Below are 20183 nucleotides of genomic sequence, written 5' to 3' on the forward strand. Positions count from 1 at the left end.
TATGTGTAATTCTTTAATAACCGATAATGCGCAACAACATTATTCAGAATTAAATGATCCAAAAACTATTATTAGTAAGATAAATGAAATTCTAACAAGTCTATCTTTGGTTACCATTTTTAGTAGAGTTAAAAGAACAATACCGGTGATTGGATTATCCTCAACTAATAATATTGTAATTATATCAAGAAGAGGAAGGACTCCTTCATCAATGATATCAATTTCCAAATCAAACACCTCTTGAATATTATATTCAGTATTAATGATTTGGGTATGGACTAATTATAAATTTTTATAATGCTTTAAATAGAAACCAATGCACCACAGAGCTTTTTTAATTATTAACTTATTGATTCTGATGGATTAAATGATGATGCGAAGAGGTGATATCTATGATCGGCAAAGTAACAGATCGGAAAATGACTCGGAAGAATTAGAGACTTATTAGGAAAAACATCCCATCAAGTCTTATATAGATTGGGATTTAGAAAAGTATGTTCGTCCCTTTGTAGCAGCTATCATGATGACAGCATTCCTTGCCTGGAACCTATGTGTAATATAGAAGAACACTATGTCAGCAAGAAAGCTCAACAACTGAAAGAAAACGCATTAAAAGTGCAAGAATTAGTAAAGACGTAGAGCTGCCACTAGTTAACTCTTCTACTTGTTACAGGACACCCCCTGATAACGGAACATGCTTAATTCTCTAAAGGTACTTGTTTATTGTATTGGATATTTTACTATAGTATCTTTAGTCCTATTTTCTAAATTTTCCTTTTATTACAATGAAGTCTCCTGTATACTAAAACCAAATTGAATAAAAATAACTAGGGGAGTCCAATAAGTTGGGCTGAGAAAGAAACACGTTGAAGTTTCTTGACTCTTGGGACCTGATCTGGATCATACCAGCGTGGGGAAGTTAGAGTAATCATCAATGCATCACTACCTCTACATATATTAGCCGGGTCCAACCATTTAAATGGTCCCGGCTTTTTCTATGTACATCTACAAGCTTTTCCACTTGTTATATTCTGTATCTCGTCCTTTATATAAAAAAAGGAGAGATCTATTATGCCAACAACTTCATTAAACGAACAAAACATTTCCATCATGTCTAATTTTCCAAGTAGTAAAAAAGTATATGTAACAGGTTCAAGGCCTGACATAAAAGTACCAATGCGTGAAATTGAGTTAAGCCCGACAACTGGTACATTTGGAGAAGAGGAAAACCCTCCATTACGTGTGTATGATACAAGTGGTCCATATACGGATCAAAATTATTCTGTTGATATTACAAAAGGTCTTCCAGCGATTCGAAGTACATGGATACATGAACGCGAAGATGTTGAGGAATATGAAGGTCGAGAAATTAAGCCTCAAGATAATGGGTATCAGGATGAAGAAGATCCTCGTGCCAATCATAATGTGTTTCCTGGTTTAAAGCGAAAACCATTACGTGCAAAAAAAGGGAAGAATGTCACACAACTTCATTATGCAAGAAAGGGAATTATTACTGCTGAAATGGAATTTATTGCAATAAGGGAAAATATGAAACCTGATTTTGTGCGTGATGAAGTTGCAAAAGGTCGAGCGATTATTCCATCTAATATCAATCATCCAGAATCAGAACCTATGATAATAGGACGTAATTTCCATGTTAAAATTAACGCGAATATTGGTAATTCTGCTGTTTCATCTTCCATTGAAAACGAAGTTGAGAAAATGACATGGGCTACACGCTGGGGTGCTGATAATATTATGGATTTATCAACCGGTAAAAACATTCATACAACACGCGAATGGATAATCCGGAACTCGGCTGTTCCTGTTGGCACCGTGCCAATTTATCAAGCACTTGAGAAAGTAAATGGTGTTGCGGAGAATCTTACGTGGGAGATTTATCGTGATACTTTAATTGAACAAGCAGAACAAGGTGTTGATTACTTCACCATTCATGCTGGTGTTCTTCTACGATATGTCCCATTAACAGCTAAACGATTAACAGGTATTGTATCTCGCGGTGGGTCTATCATGGCACAATGGTGTCTACACCATCACAAAGAAAGCTTTTTATACACTCACTTTGAAGAAATTTGTGAAATCATGAAATCCTATGATGTTGCATTATCTTTAGGGGATGGTTTACGTCCCGGGTCTATTGCAGATGCGAATGATGAAGCACAGTTTGCAGAATTAGAGACTCTTGGAGAGCTAACAAAAATTGCTTGGGAGCATGATGTGCAGGTGATGATTGAAGGGCCAGGGCACGTACCAATGCACCTAATTAAAGAAAATATGGACAAACAACTGGAAGTGTGTCAGGAAGCGCCATTCTACACACTTGGACCTCTTACAACTGATATTGCTCCTGGTTATGATCACATTACATCTGCTATTGGGGCTGCAATGATTGGTTGGTATGGAACAGCGATGCTTTGTTATGTGACACCAAAAGAACATTTAGGTTTACCCAATAAAGATGATGTTCGTGCAGGGGTTGTCACTTATAAAATTGCTGCACATGCTGCGGATTTGGCAAAAGGACATCCAGGAGCACATAAAAGAGATGATGCCTTATCAAAAGCTCGTTTTGAATTCCGTTGGAGGGATCAGTTTAATTTATCTTTAGATCCTGAACGTGCTATCGAATATCATGATGAAACTTTACCAGCTGAAGGTGCAAAAACAGCTCATTTTTGTTCTATGTGTGGACCTAAATTTTGCAGTATGAAAATCTCTCAAGATATTCGTAAATTTGCAAAAGAAAAAGAACTTGATACGAAGGAAGCTATTGAAATAGGTATGAAGGAAAAAGCTGCACAGTTTAAGCAATCTGGTGGTAACATATATCAGTAACTTTCTTAGGGGGATATTAGGGTGAATGTCGAAAAAATGGAAGAGGAAATTAATCAACTCAAGATTCAGCTGGATTTTTTGGAGAAAAGTTTAAAAGAGATTCAACAAAATTGTAATCATCATTTTGAAGGAAATCAACATCATGAAAAATGTATCAAGTGTAATAAAGTAAATGTTTTATATTATTAGAAATAGAAAGCCTCATAAAAAAGACAAGAAGTTCTACAAGATATCCCTTGCCTCCATTATTTAGTTGAGGCAAGGGTGTTTATCTTTCTATTAGGAAAAATATTCCTTTTGAATTAAGGGCTGATTACAATAGAAACTCCCTATGATAACTGATTGGAGAAAGCGTCTGTCCACGATTTTAACCAAGCCCAATCCAGCCCCAAATTAAACAATTATTAAAAGTTGTTTTACTAAGCTGAAAAAATAAAAAATCCCTAAAACCGTTGATTTAACAAGGGTTTTAGGGACTTTGTTTTCGCTATTTACATAGCGAATCACTTAACGAGAGTAGAACTCAACGATTAGTGCTTCATTAATTTCAGCAGCTAATTCAGAGCGCTCAGGTAAACGAGTGAACGTACCTTCTAAAGCGTCAGCAGTGAAAGTTAGGTATTCTGGTACGAAGTTGTTTACTTCTACAGATTCCTTAACAGAGCTTAGGTTGCGAGATTTTTCGCGAACTGCGATTACTTGACCAGGCTTAACGCGGAAAGATGGGATGTCTACGCGAGATCCATCAACCGTGATGTGACCGTGGTTAACTAATTGACGAGCTCCACGACGAGTGCGAGCAAGACCTAAACGGTAAACTAGGTTGTCTAAACGAGATTCTAAAAGAATCATGAAGTTTTCACCGTGCTTACCTTGCATTTTACCAGCAGCATCGAAAATGCTACGGAATTGACGCTCATTTACGCCGTACATGTGACGTAATTTTTGTTTTTCTTGTAATTGTAAGCCGTACTCAGAAAGCTTTTTACGTTGGTTAGGACCGTGTTGTCCTGGTGCGTAAGGACGCTTTTCTAATTCTTTACCTGTACCGCTTAATGAAATGCCTAGACGGCGAGAGAGTTTCCAACTTGGACCTGTATAACGAGCCATGAATGACTCCTCCTTCGTGTTATTATTTGTTGTAAAATAATAACAGATGTGACTCATCTACTTGACCATTTTGTTTTCATGTATCCTCGCTCTGCAGCAAAGAGTTACACGATACACCTCCGTAAAGATGTTACGGGGAACAAAATGAATCAACATAGCATACCACATAGGCTGCAATATTTTACACAAAGGCTATTATATCGGAAAAATGGATAAGAAGTCAAGGATAGTTTAGAAAAGGTTGGGGACATAAAAAAATGCGGACTATTAAATAGGATAAAGTAGCAGATGTTTATGATATAATTTTTTCAGAATTATATCAAGGTGGAATGAAGATGTATAAAGAAACAGGCAAGGAAAAAATGATCCGATTTAGTCTTATTTCAGCAATTGCTGCGGTAACACTCTATTTATTTGTAAGTCAATATACTCCTACTTATGAAGAGGTTTTTGTTCAACCAGAACAAAAACAGGTAGAACAACTAGCTGTCGTTCTTCAAGAATTCAATATACAACATCCTTCTCCAGTGCTAGCCATGGTAAAAGAACATGAAAATCAACCTATGCTCATTATTTATAAAGTAGACATTGAAAACAACTATCGCTTTGAAACTCAATTCGCAGTGAATTTAGAAGAGGCGCCGACAGATATAAAGCGGGATGAAGTCTCTGATGGGGTTTGGTTGAAGACAGACAACACCTGGACCTATTATGATTCACAACTGCAGCAAACGAAAAGGCAAGAACAACATATTAATAAGGAAGAGCCGACATTTTCAGTGGATATAAACAAAGTGGATTCTAAACTGTATGAACTACAGATTCATAATGAAGATGGAACAGTACTAAAAAAGGAACTTGATAAAGAACCAGTTTCCGTTGTTCGACTATCTGACCAGAAAGATCTTTGGTTTGTTTTATTTGAAAAAGACACGATTTTATTAGTTCCATAAAATAATACTAGGAAATTGTTACCTGTTAGCGTTATAATATAGGTAATAAGTAATATAAAAGGTGAAAAAAATGGAATCCAATAACAAGATGCTCGAAATTAAAAGCAGAATATTTGATTTTTTCCTTTCGTCTTCCAATCTTACACAAACTACTTTTCTCACACAGTTACAGCTGTTATTGAAAGAAGAACTCCAAGCAGAACAAGCTATTGTAACGTTAAAAGGGAATCTTCTCTCACAAAACCAATCTATTATTTGTGAACAGGCAACCTCCTATACTATTCATTCAGGTGAAGGTAGTGATGTGGAAAATGTTATCATTCCTCTTTTTGATGAGGAACATGCAATCGGCAAAATTGACCTGCATTTTCAATCTCCTGTACCTCTTCCATTAGATAGCTTCAATCAAATGTCAAAAGAACTCTCAATAATTTTTCAACATTATAATCAATACATACATAAAAGAAATGAAGAAAAACAATATCAAGAATTGTACACCATCACTTCCAAGTTTCATTCGGCCATAAAGGTAGACGGAATCTTATCTGAAGTGATTAAACTATTACAAAGAATGTATGAGGATTTTTCTTACCTTCTCTTACTTACTTCAGATAATGATGATCTAAAGCATCTGCCAATAAAAAAATTGGATTTTGATGACAACAATATCTGTGCTATGAATGCCTATGTGACAGGCGAGGTTCAATATGAAAATTGCATTAAAGATAGAAGAGCGAATATTTATATCCCTATAAAGGGCGGGCAAGGGGTATATGGTGTCATGCAGATCATTTCTTTAGATGCTGCGACCCTTCCTGAATCAGAAATCAAGTTCATTAAACTACTTGCAGATGAAACAGGTGCAGCGCTTGAGAATACACAACTTTATGAACAATCCAAGCAGGTTATATCTGATTTGCAACTTATCAATGAAACCTCCCATCAATTGAATACGAACTTAAGGCTTACCGAAGTGACCTCCTTTATGGTGAAAAAAATTCTTCAGTCCTTTCATGCAAAAGAAGTAGCATTCGTTTTTTATCAAGAAAAAGGCACGGAGATTTTGCCAGGTTCAACAAAATTCTTTAAGCAACATGACATAGAAGAATATCTGCTGCATATGAAGGAGTTTATATTTTCCGATGAGGAACCCCTTTTTATTGGAGATCTTCGTGTACATAAACGTTTATCGGACCTTCCCTTCTGTTCTTGCATGGTGATCCCCATGCTCATACCAAATGGGGGGAGAGGGGCTTGTGTAGTGGCACATCCCTTGCCGTATTTTTTCAGCTTTGAACAATTTAAGCTCTTGCAATCACTTATTCACCATTCGACTTTGGCTTTTAATAACTCCATGCTACGGGAGGAATTGGAGAAATACGTGATAACCGATTATTTGACAAAACTTTATTCTAGAAAATATTTGGATGATAAAATAGAGAAATCAATGAAAAATGATTCCTATGGGACATTCATTCTTTTGGATATCGATGACTTTAAAATTGTAAATGACACGTTTGGCCATCAGGTAGGAGATAAAATCCTCATCCAGGTCGCCGATATTATAAAGGGAAACATCAGAGAGACCGATATCGGAGCAAGATGGGGCGGAGAAGAACTTGCTATTTATTTACCAAAAGTAGATTTGAAATTAGGGGAGAGTATAGTCCTTAGAATTATAGAAAAGATTAGGGAACAGACGAATCCAGGAGTAACGGTTTCATGTGGAATTTCATTTTGGAACAAGAATACTCAGGATTCACCAAGGGACCTCTTTCACAGAGCGGACTATGCCCTTTATAAAGCGAAGGATCAAGGGAAAGACCAATTATTTATAGAGGATTTTTCCGAAACAAGTAAAAAGGTTAAAACCTAATGACACACTCCCTTCATCTGTTACAGATGAAGGGTTTATACATTCTGGAATTAATTTTAGCGACCACCGAAGAAAACGCTTTCATTTTTCTGTTGTTTGCCATATGCTAGTAATGGATGGGAAATTGGAAGGGAGAAATTTTTATGGATAAGCAGAAAAAACAGCAGTTTGAGACGGAAGTTATTCATCATGGATATGATAGTTCCATTTATCAAGGAAGCTTGGCACCGCCAATCTTTCAAACTTCTACTTTTTCCTTTCAAACGGCACAACAAGGGGAAAACAGATTTGCAGGAGAAGAAGAGGGCTACATTTATTCAAGACTTGGAAATCCCACAGTAAAAATGCTAGAAGAGCGGATAGCAGCCCTTGAAAACGGTGAAACAGGTCTTGCATTCGGATCGGGTATGGCAGCAGTGTCCGCTGTATTGATCGCATTAACGAAAAGCAACGACCACATCCTTTGTTCACAAGGGATCTATGGATGCACGTTTGGCCTATTACAATTATTGAAAGATAAATATAATGTGTCACATAGCTTTTGTACGATGCAGACAGAATCGGAAATCAGAGAAGCCATCCAACCAGAGACGACATGCATCTATGTGGAAACACCAATCAATCCGACCATGGCATTAATAGACTTGGAACTTATCGTTTCCATTGCTAAAGAGAAAAATATTAAGGTAGTAGTTGATAACACCTTCTGCTCTCCTTATTTGCAGAAGCCGCTAGATCTAGGCTGTGATATTGTGATTCACAGTGCGACTAAGTACATTGGCGGACATGGGGATGTAATCGCTGGTTTGATTGTCGGTTCTAAAGAGATGATTACAGAAATATCCATGACTACATTAAAAGATATTGGTGGCGTCATGTCTCCGTTTGATGCGTGGCTACTGATTCGTGGCCTGAAGACTTTGCACGTCCGCTTGGACCGCCATTGTGATAATGCCGAATATATTTTTGAACAACTAGAAACACACCCAATTGTCGAGAAGGTTTTTTATCCAGGTGATAAGAAGAGTGAAGCATATCCGATCATGCAAAAACAGATGAAAAAAGGTGGGGGGCTTATTTCTTTTACCATTAAGGGTGGAAAAGAGGAAGCACAAAGACTATTAAATGAATTGAAGCTGATTAAAATTGCAGTAAGTCTAGGAGATGCGGAAACCTTGATACAGCATCCGGCTACGATGACCCATGCGGTTGTACCAAAAGAAAACCGAGAATTGATGGGAATAACAGACAGCCTGCTGCGCCTCTCTGTAGGCCTGGAAGGCAAAGAAGACATATGGCAAGACCTCAAAAAAGCATTAGATAGTTTATAAGAAACATAGAAAAAGCGTCTACCCCTTTTGTTTGAGGTTAGACGCTTTTTTTCATGAGATAAGAAATTATTTAATACGGTTGATTTCCGTTCCAGGCGCTTCGCTTGCCTGCGGGCGGTCCGTGAGCCTCCTCAGGCTTCGCCTTCCGGGGTCTCTCCAGTCCATTCCTCCCGCGGGCGTCTACACGCCTTCCACTCCAATCAACAAGGTGGCTTCATGTATTTGTAGGGTTTTTGAAAAGGTATTACATAGGATTACGTTATTTTTAGCTGTGAATTGGAGCAAATGGCGTAGACTCCAGCGGGGGAGTAACGGTAGCTTGAGACCCCGCAACGAAGTGAGGAGGCTCAAGCACCGTCCCGCGGAAAGCGAAGCCATTTACGGAAAGGAACAGCGGCTATTAACTATTCACTTATGTTCTTTTACTGGATCTTTCTTATGCTCCAGCAAGCAAGATAGATACAAATTTCTCCAGATAGACTTTATCCAGCTCATCAAAACGATCCTTGATTGGGCTATCAATATCAAGAACCCCGATAACCTTCCCATCTACTACCATCGGAACAACAATCTCTGACTGTGACGCTGCATCACAAGCGATATGACCCGGGAAAGCATGCACATCAGCAACAAGTTGTGTTTCCATGGAAGATGCAGCCGTTCCGCATACACCGCGGCCAAATGGAATTCTTACACATGCAGGCAAGCCTTGAAACGGTCCCAACACCAACATGCCTTGTTTAGACTCATCTGTTAAGTAAAAGCCAACCCAATTCACTTCCGTTAAGAATACATTTAACAAAGCGGATGCATTGGAAATGTTGGCAATGAAATTAGGCTCATCGGCAATAAGAGCTTGCAGTTGTTTTAGCACAAGTTCGTAGTTTTCTTCTCTTGTACCTTTATAGTTTTCGACTTGAAACATCATAATCCCCTCGCATTTTCATAGCTAATTGTGGAAAAACAACAACAAAAGTAGAATACCTAATGAAGTTGTCGACATTTAATAAAAGGATATACGTTCATCTTCACGAAATCAATAATTAAGAATCGAAATCACCAGAAAGGGTGAAGAAGATGGAAAAGACAAAGCAAAGAATCATTGATGCAGCAATTATTCTTTTTAATACTAAAGGGTTTGATGGCACCTCTGTACGGGAGCTTGCTAAGAAAGCAAATGTAAACGTGGGGCACATCTCCTATTATTTTAATAATAAAGCAGGTCTGCAAGAACATCTACTATCTAGTTTCTTTGATCAGTATGTTTCCATTTTAGATAAAGTTTACAAAAAAATGTCCTCTTACACTGCAAAGGAATGCCTTTTGGAATGTGTGGAAAAAACCATGCAGTTTCATCGTGAGAATCGTCAATTGGCAAGGTACGTTTACCGGGAGCTTACGTTTGATACTATTCTTGTCAGGGAAATCATGTCTACGTATTTGACGAAGGAGAAGTATTACTATAAAGCAATTTTAGAGAAAGGGCATAAAAAGAAGGAGTTTCATGTTCCGTCTGTTCTGATGGCTGTCATGCAATTGAAGAGTATGATTAGTACGCCGTTTTTGCAGTCTCAGTATTTGGCGGAGGTTTGGCATATAATGCCGTATGAAACGTCTGCGGTGGATCAGTATGAGAAGGTGATTGTTCAGTGGTTAGAGCAGTTTATTTTTGTGGAGCAAGAGCAGTTAGAGAAAATTGCATTATAATATTCCACTTACTGTTGAACTTCGCTGCAGGCGCTTCGCTTTCCGCAGGCGGTCCAGGAGCCTCCTCACAACGCTTCAGGGGTCTCCCCTGTCCCTTCCTCCCGCAGAACAAAGAAGGCTTCGGCAGCGATACATCGCACGAAGAAAATGTGCTAGCATTTTCGAGGAGTCTTCGCGCCCTCCGCTCAGATCAACATGGATATTCTTATAATAACTCTTTATCCATGAATTCATATCCTTGACCTAGTCCCTTTGCTGTGTGTGCGTCGGATCCGTACACGAGAGGGATTTTTCTTTTTTTTGCTTCTTTTGCAATGGATGTTGGTGGATAGGAATCTTTACATAGTGGTTTAACAAATCCTGCACCATTATAGTCCAGTTCATACCCTTTTAGAGCGATTGCATCCAGAATTGGATTGGCATATTCTTGAATAGGTCTAGTGTGTGGAAAGCGTTTTTTGAATTTTTCTACCAAAGTAATATGGCCGATTCTTTTTGGTTTGTATGGGCCTAAATCAGAGTTGATGGATGTTAAGAGAGTGGAAAAATAAGATTCATAAACTGCTGAAAGCCCTCCGAAAACCCCGATAATTCTTTCAAACTCATCCTCACTGAAGTCTAAGCAATAATAGGACTCCTCATTTTTTAAAAAATGAACAGATAATATGCTGTCATCCAAAAGGGGTCCCAGTTCTCCTAAAACTTCACGTGTTTCTTTTTCGTATCCATCAATATAATCCACTTCCAAACCTATGTTAATTTTTATGGCAGATGCATAAAAGGACTTTATTTTCTTCAACTCTTCCATATAAGCAGGAATGCTGTCCCAATCCATGGCACTATCCTTATCAGGGGCTGGATCGGTAAATGATTTGGGTAGTGGGGCGTGCTCTGTAAAGGAAATCTCTTTGTATTTTAGTTGTAAAGCATGTTTAATATACTTTTCTATCGTATCTGTGCTACCATGCGGACAATAGGGGGTATGGACATGTTTGTCGATAATCAAGAAAAACCCTCCGATACTAGAAGAAATATGTAAAAAAATTAAAAATATTGGTCAAAAAATGTCGTTTACATGGTATCATAAAAACATTGAAATATAAATAAAATGGGCGTGGAATATATATTAGCCTATTTAGCTTTTTTATACATATATGAGTAATTGATTGAGATAAAAAAATGTACATAGAAGACAGGAATCACCATCCGGGTAGAAGGGGACTAGGTATGGAGTATATTATTGGGATTTTAGCACTAGTAGTTATTTTTATCAGCATTAGTTTTGTTAGAAGAAAGAAGATTTATCAAGAAGTGGACCGCTTAGAGAACTGGAAAGTATCGATCATGAACAAACCGGTATCAGAGGAACTATCTAAAGTGAAAGATTTAAACATGACCGGTCAGACGGAACAACTTTTTGAGAACTGGCGTTATCAATGGGATAATATCTTATCAACAGAACTAGTAAATATTGAAGAATATCTTTTTGATGCGGAAGATTTCGTTGATAAATATCGTTTCAAAAAAGCAAAAGATGTGTTGTCGTTAGCGGACAGTAAACTTCAGGATATTGAATTGAACATTAAAGCGATATACGATGAATTAGATGAACTGATCGGCAGCCAAGCAAAAAGTGCTGAAGAAAATGAAAAATTGGAAGCGAAATACTCTAATTTTAAAAAGCAACTGCTGAACCAACGCCATCAATACGGAAGCACAACCCCTTTATTGGAGAAAGAACTGGAACAAATTCAACAGCACTTCACAGAATTTCACCAATCTATATCCAATGGAGATTATCTTGTTGCAAGAGAGTTGATTGCGAAAATTGAAAAAGATCTAGAAGTTTTTGAAGCCAAACTAGAACATATTCCAGGGCTGTTAATTGAATGCCAGTCTGTCATTCCTAGTCAACTTGCCGAAGTGGAAACTGGCTATAAGGAAATGCTTGCAGAAGGGTATATCCTAGATCATGTTAACCTGGAAAAAAGCATTGCTAGCCTTCAAGATAAACTTAAGCAGTCTACGAAGTTGCTTATGGAAACAAAGGTATTGGAAGCTAAAGAAGGCATTGAGCTTATTAAAACGGAAATGGATGATCTTTATGATCAGATTGAAAAAGAAGTCTTGGCAAAACACTATGTCGTAAAAGAACTTCCTTCTGTTGAAGCTATTTTAATCGCTTTGTCATCTGCGAGTGAAAAGACAAAGCAAGAAACCTACGTGGTGCAGGAAAGCTATCAGCTACAGCAGGAAGACATTCAAACTCAACAGAAAATAGAAGTATCCATGCATGCACTCAATGACCGTTATGAAAAACTAAGTGGCCACCTTCTTGATCAAACCATTGCCTTCAGCATTTTAAAAGAAGAGTTGGAGGACATCTTTGAACAAATTAACTCTCTTCAGGACATCCATCAACAATATACGGAAAGCTTGATGGCATTGCGGAAAGATGAAATGGCTGCAAGAGAGCAGTTGAACTCTTTAAGAAAAATGCTGTTTGAAGTAAAACGCTCTATAGAAAAAAGTAATATTCCTGGATTACCAAAAAACGTTTTTCAGGAGCTTTCCATGGCGAATGATCAGCTGAAGACTGTAACGGGGAAATTGGAAGAAAAACCGTTAAATATCGTGGAAGTAAATGCTGTGCTATATGAAGCAGTAACAAGTGTTGAGAAATGCCATGAAGAAGCACTTGATATCCTTGATCATGCTTACTTAGCGGAAAGTATTATCCAGTATGGCAATAGATACCGCAGCAAACACCCTACCGTGCATCAAAGCTTAATAGAAGCAGAGCAGTTATTTAGAAATTATGAATATAAGAGTGCGTTGGAAGAAGCGGCTACTTCGCTAGAAAAGGTAGAACCAGGTGTATTGAAGAAAATAGAAAAAGTACTTGAAAAGGAAAACTAACAAGTGAAGTACGCGCAAACTTTACTTGTAGCCATCCTACTCATCAGTGGGACCTTTATATGGTACAGTTTTTATACAACTTTTCAAGAAAAGAGAGACGAGGTTGCACAACCTTCTATTTCTTCTCCTACACAAGAAGAAACAGGTGCCCCTCTTTCTGTAGATCAAGATAGGGATGAGAAAGTTATTATCCCACACATTTATCAAAATGGACTCACTCACCAAATGGTCAATGAGTGGAACATAGAGGACGAACGTATCAGCATCGACCGCCTACTATCTCTACTAGAAAAAAACAAACCATAAAAAAGGCTTGGATTCTCAAATCCAAGCCTTTTTTTAAATAATAAAGAAAGTATAAAATCCAGTTGATTTCCGTTCCATGCGCTTCGCTTGCCTGCGTGCGGTCCGTGAGCCTCCTCACTTCGTTGCGGGGTCTCACCTGTCCATTCCTCCCGCGGGCGTCTACGCGCCTTCCACTTCAATCAACAAGATGGTTTCATTCACCTTATGGTATAAGAAAAAGTATTGATCAGGTTAATTTGATAGTACATTAACTTATTGTTCTCGAAATTTATAGCTGTTGATTGGAGAAAAAGGCGAAGACTCCTCGAAAATGCTACGCATTTTCTTCGTGCGATGTTTCGCTGCCGAAGCTTTCCTTGTCCTGAGCGAGATAGCGCTAGGTGGAGACCCCGCAGGCTTGCCGAAGAGGCTCTCGTCAGCCCCTAGGAAAGCGCAGCCGTTTGCGGAAAACAACAGCGGAGAATAACCAAGCAACTAAAAAAGAACCGGACGGTTTTGCCCGGTTCTTTTTATGGTATTACGCGATACTTTCATTAGACTGCTTTGTAGTTAAAGCACCAACAACGATTCCAATTAGCACACCAATCATTGCAGGAACCAACCAACCTACCCCTTCATTATAAAAAGGAAGTATGCTGAAAATGTCCTGTAAGAAAGTTACCTCGATCTCAGCCATAGCCAATCCATCCACGAAACTTACAATACCAGTGAATAGCAGCGCAAACCCATACACAAACGACTCATTTCTCCAACGATAAAACGAAAGAATAATCAATACAATTGCTAATGGGTAAATCATAATCAATACAGGCAACGAAATCGTGATCAACTGCTCTAGGCCGACATTAGATACGACTAAACTAAAGACGGATAAGATTGCAACAAATACCTTATATGATACGGAAGGCATAATTTTAGAGAAGAATTTGCTTGTCGCAGAAACAAGTCCGACAGATGTCGTTAAGCATGCAAACGTAATGGCAAGTCCTAAAATAACCGCTCCGATAGAACCAAACAGATAATCGGCAGCACCTGATAATATTTGACCGCCATTTCCTGCAGCTCCTACTGCATCGAGACTAGTTGCTCCAAGATAGGATAAACCTGCATAGACGATAGTCAATCCTATGGCAGCAATAAATCCTGCTTTTAAACAAAGGGAAGTAATCGTCTTTCTATCTGTTACACCTTTATCCTTTATTGCAGAAATTACAACAATTCCGAAAACTAAAGCTGCAATGGTGTCCATTGTTAGATACCCTTCAAGGAAGCCCTTAAAGAAAGCGGAACTTTGGTATGCTTCTGTTGGAGCACCTATTGCGCCCATTGGAGTGATAATACTTTTGACAACCAGAATACCAATTACCAGCAACAATATAGGTGTTAAGACTTTCCCGATTCGATCTACAAGTTTTGCTGGATTTAATGCAAGATAATACGTAATAGCAAAGAATACTAATGTAAAGAGAAAAAGTGCTAGGCCTTGTGGATTAACCGATTCAGGTAAGAAAGGTGTTGCAGCAATTTCAAAGGCTACAGTACCTGTACGCGGGATACCAAAGAATGGCCCAATGGCTAAATACATAATGATAGTAAAAACAATTCCGAAAATTGGGTGTACACGATTAGCTAGTGTTTGAAGGTCGCCACCTGTGTATGCAATGGCCATTACTCCAAGGAGTGGTAGGCCAACCCCTGTAATTAAGAAACCTATAACAGAAATTCCTACGTTATCACCGGCTGCTTGCCCAAGTAAAGGAGGGAAGATCATATTTCCGGCACCTAAAAATAAGGCAAACAACATTAGTCCCAATACCAATATATCTTTATTTGTATATACTTTTTTCTGCATGAAAATCCTCCTGATGAGAAAATGAAATGAATACGTTTTCATCCTATCATAATTTTGATGAAATTTGTCGAATAACATAAAAGTTCAACAATTCTATATATTAGAAAAACAATTATTAGTTTAACATGTCTATACATGTTTAGAAAGAAAAAAAGACTATTTCTAATAAATACCTTTCTCTTGGCGCTATAAGGGGAGGCAATTCTTTTCCATAGATATAAAATGTGCTAACATTAATATTCGCTTAGAAGAAAATATTATCTATATTAAATTGATGACTCAAATTCCTCATCATGCTAATGGAGGATGACCATGATCTATTTAGACAATAGCGCTACTACTAGACCATATAAAGAAGTGTTGGATTCTTTCCTTAAAGTGTCCACAGAGTATTTTGGAAATCCATCCTCGCTCCATTCCCTTGGCGGCGAGGCAGAAATGCTACTTAACCGTTCAAGGGAGACAATAGCATCCTTGCTGCATGTCCATCATAAAGAAGTCATTTTCACTTCAGGTGGAACAGAAAGCAACAACTTGGCGATTAAAGGATGTGCCTTAAGCAAAAGAAATATCGGTAATCATATCATCACAACCGCTATCGAACATCCTTCCGTAGCAAATGCGATTAAAGATTTAGAAAAGGAAGGCTTTAAAGTAACGATACTTCCTGTTGATAAAGAAGGAAGAATTACTGTAAAGCAAGTGGAAGATGCGTTAAGGAAAGATACGGTGTTGGTTTCTATCATACATGTGAATAATGAAACTGGAGTAATCCAACCTGTAGAAGAAATAGGAGAAGTTCTTCTAAACTACCCCAATGTCAGCTTCCATGTCGATCATATACAAGGGATCGGGAAAGTTCCATTAAGAATGGCTGTAATAGACCTTTGCTCACTTTCGGCTCATAAGTTTCACGGGCTAAAAGGAAACGGTGTACTTATTGCTAAAAATGGAGTCAAGCTTCACCCCCTTCTTAGTGGAGGAGATCAGGAATGGACGTTACGTTCCGGAACAGAGAATGTGGGGGGGATAGTTGCCATGACCAAAGCTCTCCGAATGACTTTAGAGAATAGTGAAAACTATTTATCAGATTTAACTGCATTGAAACATTATCTTCTTGATGAATTGGTGCAGATAGATGGAGTATTTATTCATACCTCCACAAGTCAAAGCGCACCGCATATTGTCAATTTTTCCGTTCCGGGCATAAAGTCGGAAGTACTGGTACATGCATTAGGAAATAAGGATATTTATGTATCCACCACCTCTGCTTGCTCTTCCAAGCGAAAAGCACCAAGCAAAACCTTAATGGCCATGGGTGTGACGAGACAGCAGGCGGAAAGTGCTATTAGGATAAGTATGACCTACAGTACGACGAAAGAAGAAATACGTTTACTTTTAAAAGAACTAATACAAGCGATAAACACAATAAAAGAAGTAACGAGGTAAAAAACATGAACTATGATCACATATTAATACGATTTGGTGAACTGTCTACAAAAGGAAGAAACCGTAAACAGTTTGTGCAGCGTCTGAGCTTCAATATTTTAGAAAAAATTAAGGACTTCCCAAACGTCACTATTGAAAAAAGCAGAGACAGAATGTTCATCAAATTAAATGGGGAGCCGCATGAACAGATTCTAGATCGACTTCAAAGCATCTTTGGCATTCACTCTTTTAGCTTAGCTGTCAAAACGAAAACTGAACTAGAAGAAATGAAAAAAGGAGCATTATTCGCTCTCGAGGCGTTACCTTACAAAGGAAAAACGTTTAAAGTGACTGCCAAGCGCGCATACAAAAACTTTGAACTTGATACCAATGAATTGAATCATGCAATAGGATCACATCTATTGAGAAATACCGAAGACTTGACAGTGAATGTAAGGCAACCAGATATTAATGTCAGGGTGGAAGTCAGAGAAGAAGCCACCTATATTACGTGTAAGGATATTGCAGGCGCAGGAGGTCTACCTGTCGGGACAAGTGGTACCGGTGTGCTCATGCTATCTGGAGGGATTGACAGCCCGGTAGCAGGTTATTTGGCAATGAAACGTGGCATTAGACTGGAGGTTGTCCACTTCTTCAGCCCTCCGTATACAAGTGAACGTGCGAAACAGAAAGTCGTGGAACTGACAGAAAGACTGACAGATTTCGGACACTCCATTAATTTGCATATTGTTCCTTTTACAGACATTCAAGTAGCAATTCAAAAGCAAGTACCGGAAAACTATACGATGACGTCCACCAGAAGATTCATGTTAAAAATAGCGGACAAAATCTGTGAAAAAGAGCAAGGGCTTGCCATCATTACTGGAGAAAGCTTGGGACAAGTGGCTAGTCAGACGTTGCAAAGCATGTCGACCATAAATGAGGTAACTTCCACTCCAATCATTCGCCCGCTCATTACAATGGACAAAATAGAGATCATGGATATTGCCAGACAAATTGATACGTTGGAAATTTCCAACCGTCCTTATGAAGACTGTTGTACCATTTTCACACCGTATGCACCAAAAACAAAGCCCAAAAAAGAAAAAATCAATTTTTATGAGAGTTTCTTTGATATTGATAAAATGGTGAACGATGCAGTGGAACGTACAGAAAAACTACTAATAACAGGGAAAAAGAAAGAAGAAGACAGTATTATCAACGATTTATTTTAACAGTTTGATACTGTGAAGAATTACCATTTTTAAAATATGAATGATGCCATGTGTTTTTACACATTCTATATTCACAAGGAGGTGAAAACACATGGCAAACAACAGTTCAAACCAACTAGTTGTACCTGGTGTACAACAAGCTCTTGACCAAATGAAATACGAAATCGCTTCTGAATTCGGAGTTCAACTTGGTCCTGATGCAACTGCTCGCGCTAACGGTTCCGTTGGTGGAGAAATCACTAAACGCTTAGTTCAAATGGCTGAACAAAGCTTCGGTGGCGGTTACCAAAAATAATATATAAAATGGCTACGAGGTGGGGGAAACCCCACCTTTCTTCTATTCTAATCTTGGAGGTGCTTTTATATGAAGGAGCAAAATCAAGTGGAAAAACAACAGAAGAAACAGGGAAGAAAACGCCGCAACGAGCCAAAGCATGCGGTAAAATCGAATGAACAGTAAATAATGTTCGGGCACCTTCTTTAGGGAAGGTGTTTTTTTATGTTTTATAAATTATGTGCCGGGAGAATTTCTTGCGTGGTAGATCAGTTTGAACAGCGGGAGGAGTTGGACTAGATGCTTTTAGAAATACGTTATTTTAGGATATTTCATAGAAAATCCTCCAATTCTAGGTGTGGAAATTTGGTTCGGTCAACTTTCAATTTGGTTTGGACAATTTTTGATGGAATATACAGGGAGTTCGGACAATTGGATGATAGGTTTGGTCAAATATCCTAGTAGATTCGGTCATTTAAAAATTTGGTTCGGTCACTTATCGAAAAACTTCGGTCAATTATGCGAAATATTCGGTCAATTTCCAGAAATCTTCGGACAACTTCCCCAAAACTTCGGACATTCTCAAAAGATTTCACATTCCTCCCAAAAAAAAACGAAAAATTCCACAAAATAATTCAAATTATTTAAAAAATTTTGTAATATAGAGGTAGTACTATTACAAAGGGGATGACTTCATATGAAAAGAGAAGAACTTTTAGCACCGCAAAAGTACAATCTGGTTGAAGAAGTGGAAAAGTACGTACAAGACAGCGAAAGGCTCGCACTCATTTGGGAAAGCGAGCAAGGGGAGAAGGAACAAGTAACGTATCAACAATTAATGAAAGCTGCAAATAAAATTGGAAACGCTTTACTTTCGGAAGGACTGCAAAAAGGGGATGTAGTTCTTGTCATGATGCCAAGGCTTATTGAATCGTATCAAGTGTACTTAGGTGCACTCAAAGCCGGTATTGTGGTTATTCCATGCTCTGAAATGTTAAGGGAAAAAGATCTTGCATACCGAATTGAGCACGGAGATGTTAAAGGGATTATTACATATCAACCATTTTTGGAACAGGCAGATAAATTAGAAGAAGTGAGCAACCTGGTAAGATTCAGTGTTGGTGGTTTAGCGGAAAAAGGCTGGACAAACCTGCAGGAAGCGATGGAAAAGCAATCTGACCAACTTGAATTTGCTTCCACTTCAAAAGATGACATGGCTTTTCTATCCTATACATCAGGTACAACGGGCAACCCTAAAGGCGTAGTTCATACGCATGGCTGGGCTTACGCGCATCTTCGTACCACCTCCAAGAACTGGCTTGGTATCGAAGAAAATGATGTAGTTTGGGCGACGGCAAGTCCTGGCTGGCAGAAATGGATTTGGAGTCCGTTCTTATCGACACTTGGTTCTGGTGCAACAGGCTTTGTCTACCATGGAAAATTTGATCCTAACACCTACCTGAAGCTTTTGGAAAAACATGAAGTGAATGTCCTTTGCTGTACACCGACAGAGTATCGTCTGATGGCGAAAGTGGATAACTTGAACGCTTATCAGCTACCACACCTTCACAGTGCAGTATCAGCCGGGGAACCATTAAACCGTGAAGTAATTGACACCTTCCGAAGACATTTCCAAATCGATGTCCGAGACGGCTATGGCCAGACGGAAAACACGCTGTTACTTGGTGTTTTAAAAGGAATGGAAATCAAATCTGGTTCAATGGGAAAACCGACACCTGGCAACCGGGTAACCATCATTAATGAGGATGCCGAAGAGTGTGCGGTGGGGGAAGTTGGGGACATTGCAGTACACGTAGAGACACCTGCCCTTTTCAAGCACTATTACAAAGATCCTGAGCGTACTTCCAGACAATTTAGAGGAGACTATTATATAACTGGAGATAAAGCAAAGAAAGATGATGAAGGATACTTCTGGTTTGAAGGAAGAAGTGATGATATTATCATCAGTTCTGGATATACGATTGGACCATTTGAAGTGGAAGATGCATTAGTAAAGCATCCGTTGGTTCGCGAATGTGCGGTAGTAGCCAGTCCGGATGAAATCAGAGGGAATGTAGTCAAGGCGTTTGTTGTACTTCAGGATGGAGTGGAGCAAGAGGAAGACAAAGTGACTAAACTGCTTCAAGAGCATGTTAAGGAATTGACAGCCCCTTATAAGTACCCTCGCAAAATAGAGTACGTTGCCGAGCTTCCGAAAACTACTTCAGGAAAAATAAGAAGAATAGAACTACGGCAGCAAGAATTGGCTCAAGCGGCACAATCCTGATAAAGATAAATCTACAAAGGAAAGGTAGTAAGGGTGGGGATCAGATTCC

The 20183-nt window shown here is 38.7% G+C and carries 17 protein-coding genes and 1 riboswitch; of the genes, 12 read left to right on the plus strand and 5 right to left on the minus strand.

Annotated features, from left to right (window positions below; all coding sequences use genetic code 11):
- Positions 1–39 precede the first annotated feature (39 nt).
- Positions 40–228 (minus strand): hypothetical protein, encoded by a 189-nt coding sequence (locus tag HF078_RS01495; protein ID WP_169289555.1) that lies wholly within the window; start codon positions 226–228, stop codon positions 40–42.
- A 591-nt stretch (positions 229–819) separates the two neighbouring features.
- A riboswitch (TPP riboswitch) is annotated at positions 820–934 on the plus strand.
- A 137-nt stretch (positions 935–1071) separates the two neighbouring features.
- Here HF078_RS01495 and thiC point away from each other — a divergent pair.
- Together thiC and HF078_RS01505 are read left to right on the plus strand one after the other, a co-directional pair.
- Positions 1072–2856, plus strand: a complete 1785-nt coding sequence (gene thiC / locus HF078_RS01500) for a phosphomethylpyrimidine synthase ThiC (RefSeq protein ID WP_169289556.1) — start codon at positions 1072–1074, stop codon at positions 2854–2856.
- A 21-nt stretch (positions 2857–2877) separates the two neighbouring features.
- Positions 2878–3045, plus strand: coding sequence for a serine protease (locus tag HF078_RS01505; protein ID WP_169289557.1), 168 nt, complete (start codon positions 2878–2880; stop codon positions 3043–3045).
- Between the two features lie 318 nt (positions 3046–3363).
- Here the strand turns inward: HF078_RS01505 and rpsD are convergent, their stop codons facing one another.
- Positions 3364–3966, minus strand: coding sequence for a 30S ribosomal protein S4 (rpsD, locus tag HF078_RS01510; protein WP_148987911.1), 603 nt, complete (start codon positions 3964–3966; stop codon positions 3364–3366).
- 335 nt (positions 3967–4301) lie between these two features.
- On the opposite strand from rpsD, the gene HF078_RS01515 reads away from it, so the two are divergent.
- The 3 genes from HF078_RS01515 to megL all read left to right on the plus strand — a co-directional run bounded on the left by HF078_RS01515 (position 4302) and on the right by megL (position 8126).
- Positions 4302–4919, plus strand: coding sequence for a hypothetical protein (locus tag HF078_RS01515; RefSeq protein ID WP_169289558.1), 618 nt, complete (start codon positions 4302–4304; stop codon positions 4917–4919).
- A gap of 70 nt (positions 4920–4989) precedes the next feature.
- On the plus strand, positions 4990–6795 hold the full coding sequence (locus HF078_RS01520) for a sensor domain-containing diguanylate cyclase (protein ID WP_169289559.1): 1806 nt from the start codon (positions 4990–4992) through the stop codon (positions 6793–6795).
- 143 nt (positions 6796–6938) lie between these two features.
- Positions 6939–8126 carry a methionine gamma-lyase gene (gene megL, locus HF078_RS01525; RefSeq protein ID WP_169289560.1) on the plus strand — a complete coding sequence of 396 codons (1188 nt, stop codon included), beginning with the start codon at positions 6939–6941 and terminating at the stop codon, positions 8124–8126.
- Between the two features lie 436 nt (positions 8127–8562).
- Here the strand turns inward: megL and HF078_RS01530 are convergent, their stop codons facing one another.
- Positions 8563–9051 carry a GAF domain-containing protein gene (locus HF078_RS01530; protein ID WP_169289575.1) on the minus strand — a complete coding sequence of 163 codons (489 nt, stop codon included), beginning with the start codon at positions 9049–9051 and terminating at the stop codon, positions 8563–8565.
- 152 nt (positions 9052–9203) lie between these two features.
- On the opposite strand from HF078_RS01530, the gene refZ reads away from it, so the two are divergent.
- On the plus strand, positions 9204–9833 hold the full coding sequence (gene refZ, locus HF078_RS01535) for a forespore capture DNA-binding protein RefZ (protein WP_169289561.1): 630 nt from the start codon (positions 9204–9206) through the stop codon (positions 9831–9833).
- Positions 9834–10038: 205 nt separating this feature from the next.
- On the opposite strand, the gene hisJ is transcribed toward refZ, so the two are convergent.
- A complete protein-coding gene (gene hisJ / locus HF078_RS01540; protein ID WP_169289562.1) occupies positions 10039–10839 on the minus strand; it encodes a histidinol-phosphatase HisJ in 801 nt (266 codons plus the stop codon).
- A 221-nt stretch (positions 10840–11060) separates the two neighbouring features.
- On the opposite strand from hisJ, the gene ezrA reads away from it, so the two are divergent.
- Both ezrA and HF078_RS01550 read left to right on the plus strand, forming a co-directional pair.
- Positions 11061–12752: a septation ring formation regulator EzrA gene (gene ezrA, locus HF078_RS01545; protein WP_169289563.1), complete on the plus strand. Its 1692-nt coding sequence runs from the start codon at positions 11061–11063 to the stop codon at positions 12750–12752.
- A gap of 3 nt (positions 12753–12755) precedes the next feature.
- Complete coding sequence (locus tag HF078_RS01550; protein WP_169289564.1) at positions 12756–13058, plus strand: hypothetical protein; 303 nt, start codon at positions 12756–12758, stop codon at positions 13056–13058.
- A gap of 517 nt (positions 13059–13575) precedes the next feature.
- Here the strand turns inward: HF078_RS01550 and brnQ are convergent.
- Complete coding sequence (brnQ, locus tag HF078_RS01555; RefSeq protein WP_169289565.1) at positions 13576–14910, minus strand: branched-chain amino acid transport system II carrier protein; 1335 nt, start codon at positions 14908–14910, stop codon at positions 13576–13578.
- 312 nt (positions 14911–15222) lie between these two features.
- Here brnQ and HF078_RS01560 point away from each other — a divergent pair, with 312 nt between their 5' ends.
- From HF078_RS01560 to mbcS, 4 genes are all read left to right on the plus strand, one after another.
- Positions 15223–16359, plus strand: coding sequence for a cysteine desulfurase family protein (locus HF078_RS01560; RefSeq protein WP_169289566.1), 1137 nt, complete (start codon positions 15223–15225; stop codon positions 16357–16359).
- Between the two features lie 5 nt (positions 16360–16364).
- A complete protein-coding gene (gene thiI, locus HF078_RS01565; RefSeq protein ID WP_169289567.1) occupies positions 16365–17573 on the plus strand; it encodes a tRNA uracil 4-sulfurtransferase ThiI in 1209 nt (402 codons plus the stop codon).
- Between the two features lie 91 nt (positions 17574–17664).
- Positions 17665–17868 carry an alpha/beta-type small acid-soluble spore protein gene (locus tag HF078_RS01570; protein WP_047972144.1) on the plus strand — a complete coding sequence of 68 codons (204 nt, stop codon included), beginning with the start codon at positions 17665–17667 and terminating at the stop codon, positions 17866–17868.
- A 676-nt stretch (positions 17869–18544) separates the two neighbouring features.
- Entirely contained in the window at positions 18545–20134 is a 1590-nt protein-coding gene (mbcS, locus tag HF078_RS01575) for an acyl-CoA synthetase MbcS (RefSeq protein WP_169289568.1), read from the plus strand.
- Positions 20135–20183: the final 49 nt, after the last annotated feature.

The sequence above is a fragment of the Bacillus sp. RO2 genome (assembly GCF_012911845.1).
Lineage (GTDB): Bacteria > Bacillota > Bacilli > Bacillales > Bacillaceae_I > Sutcliffiella_A.

Excerpts from the sequence above, each read along its gene's own strand:
- HF078_RS01520 (WP_169289559.1), top strand. The coding sequence starts at position 4,990 with ATGGAATCCAATAACAAGATGCTCGAAATTAAAAGCAGAATATTTGAT.
- thiI (WP_169289567.1), top strand. The coding sequence starts at position 16,365 with ATGAACTATGATCACATATTAATACGATTTGGTGAACTGTCTACAAAA.
- HF078_RS01530 (WP_169289575.1), bottom strand. The coding sequence starts at position 9,051 with ATGTTTCAAGTCGAAAACTATAAAGGTACAAGAGAAGAAAACTACGAA.
- megL (WP_169289560.1), top strand. The coding sequence starts at position 6,939 with ATGGATAAGCAGAAAAAACAGCAGTTTGAGACGGAAGTTATTCATCAT.
- brnQ (WP_169289565.1), bottom strand. The coding sequence starts at position 14,910 with ATGCAGAAAAAAGTATATACAAATAAAGATATATTGGTATTGGGACTA.
- ezrA (WP_169289563.1), top strand. The coding sequence starts at position 11,061 with ATGGAGTATATTATTGGGATTTTAGCACTAGTAGTTATTTTTATCAGC.
- HF078_RS01560 (WP_169289566.1), top strand. The coding sequence starts at position 15,223 with ATGATCTATTTAGACAATAGCGCTACTACTAGACCATATAAAGAAGTG.
- rpsD (WP_148987911.1), bottom strand. The coding sequence starts at position 3,966 with ATGGCTCGTTATACAGGTCCAAGTTGGAAACTCTCTCGCCGTCTAGGC.
- thiC (WP_169289556.1), top strand. The coding sequence starts at position 1,072 with ATGCCAACAACTTCATTAAACGAACAAAACATTTCCATCATGTCTAAT.
- refZ (WP_169289561.1), top strand. The coding sequence starts at position 9,204 with ATGGAAAAGACAAAGCAAAGAATCATTGATGCAGCAATTATTCTTTTT.
- mbcS (WP_169289568.1), top strand. The coding sequence starts at position 18,545 with ATGAAAAGAGAAGAACTTTTAGCACCGCAAAAGTACAATCTGGTTGAA.
- HF078_RS01515 (WP_169289558.1), top strand. The coding sequence starts at position 4,302 with ATGTATAAAGAAACAGGCAAGGAAAAAATGATCCGATTTAGTCTTATT.
- HF078_RS01570 (WP_047972144.1), top strand. The coding sequence starts at position 17,665 with ATGGCAAACAACAGTTCAAACCAACTAGTTGTACCTGGTGTACAACAA.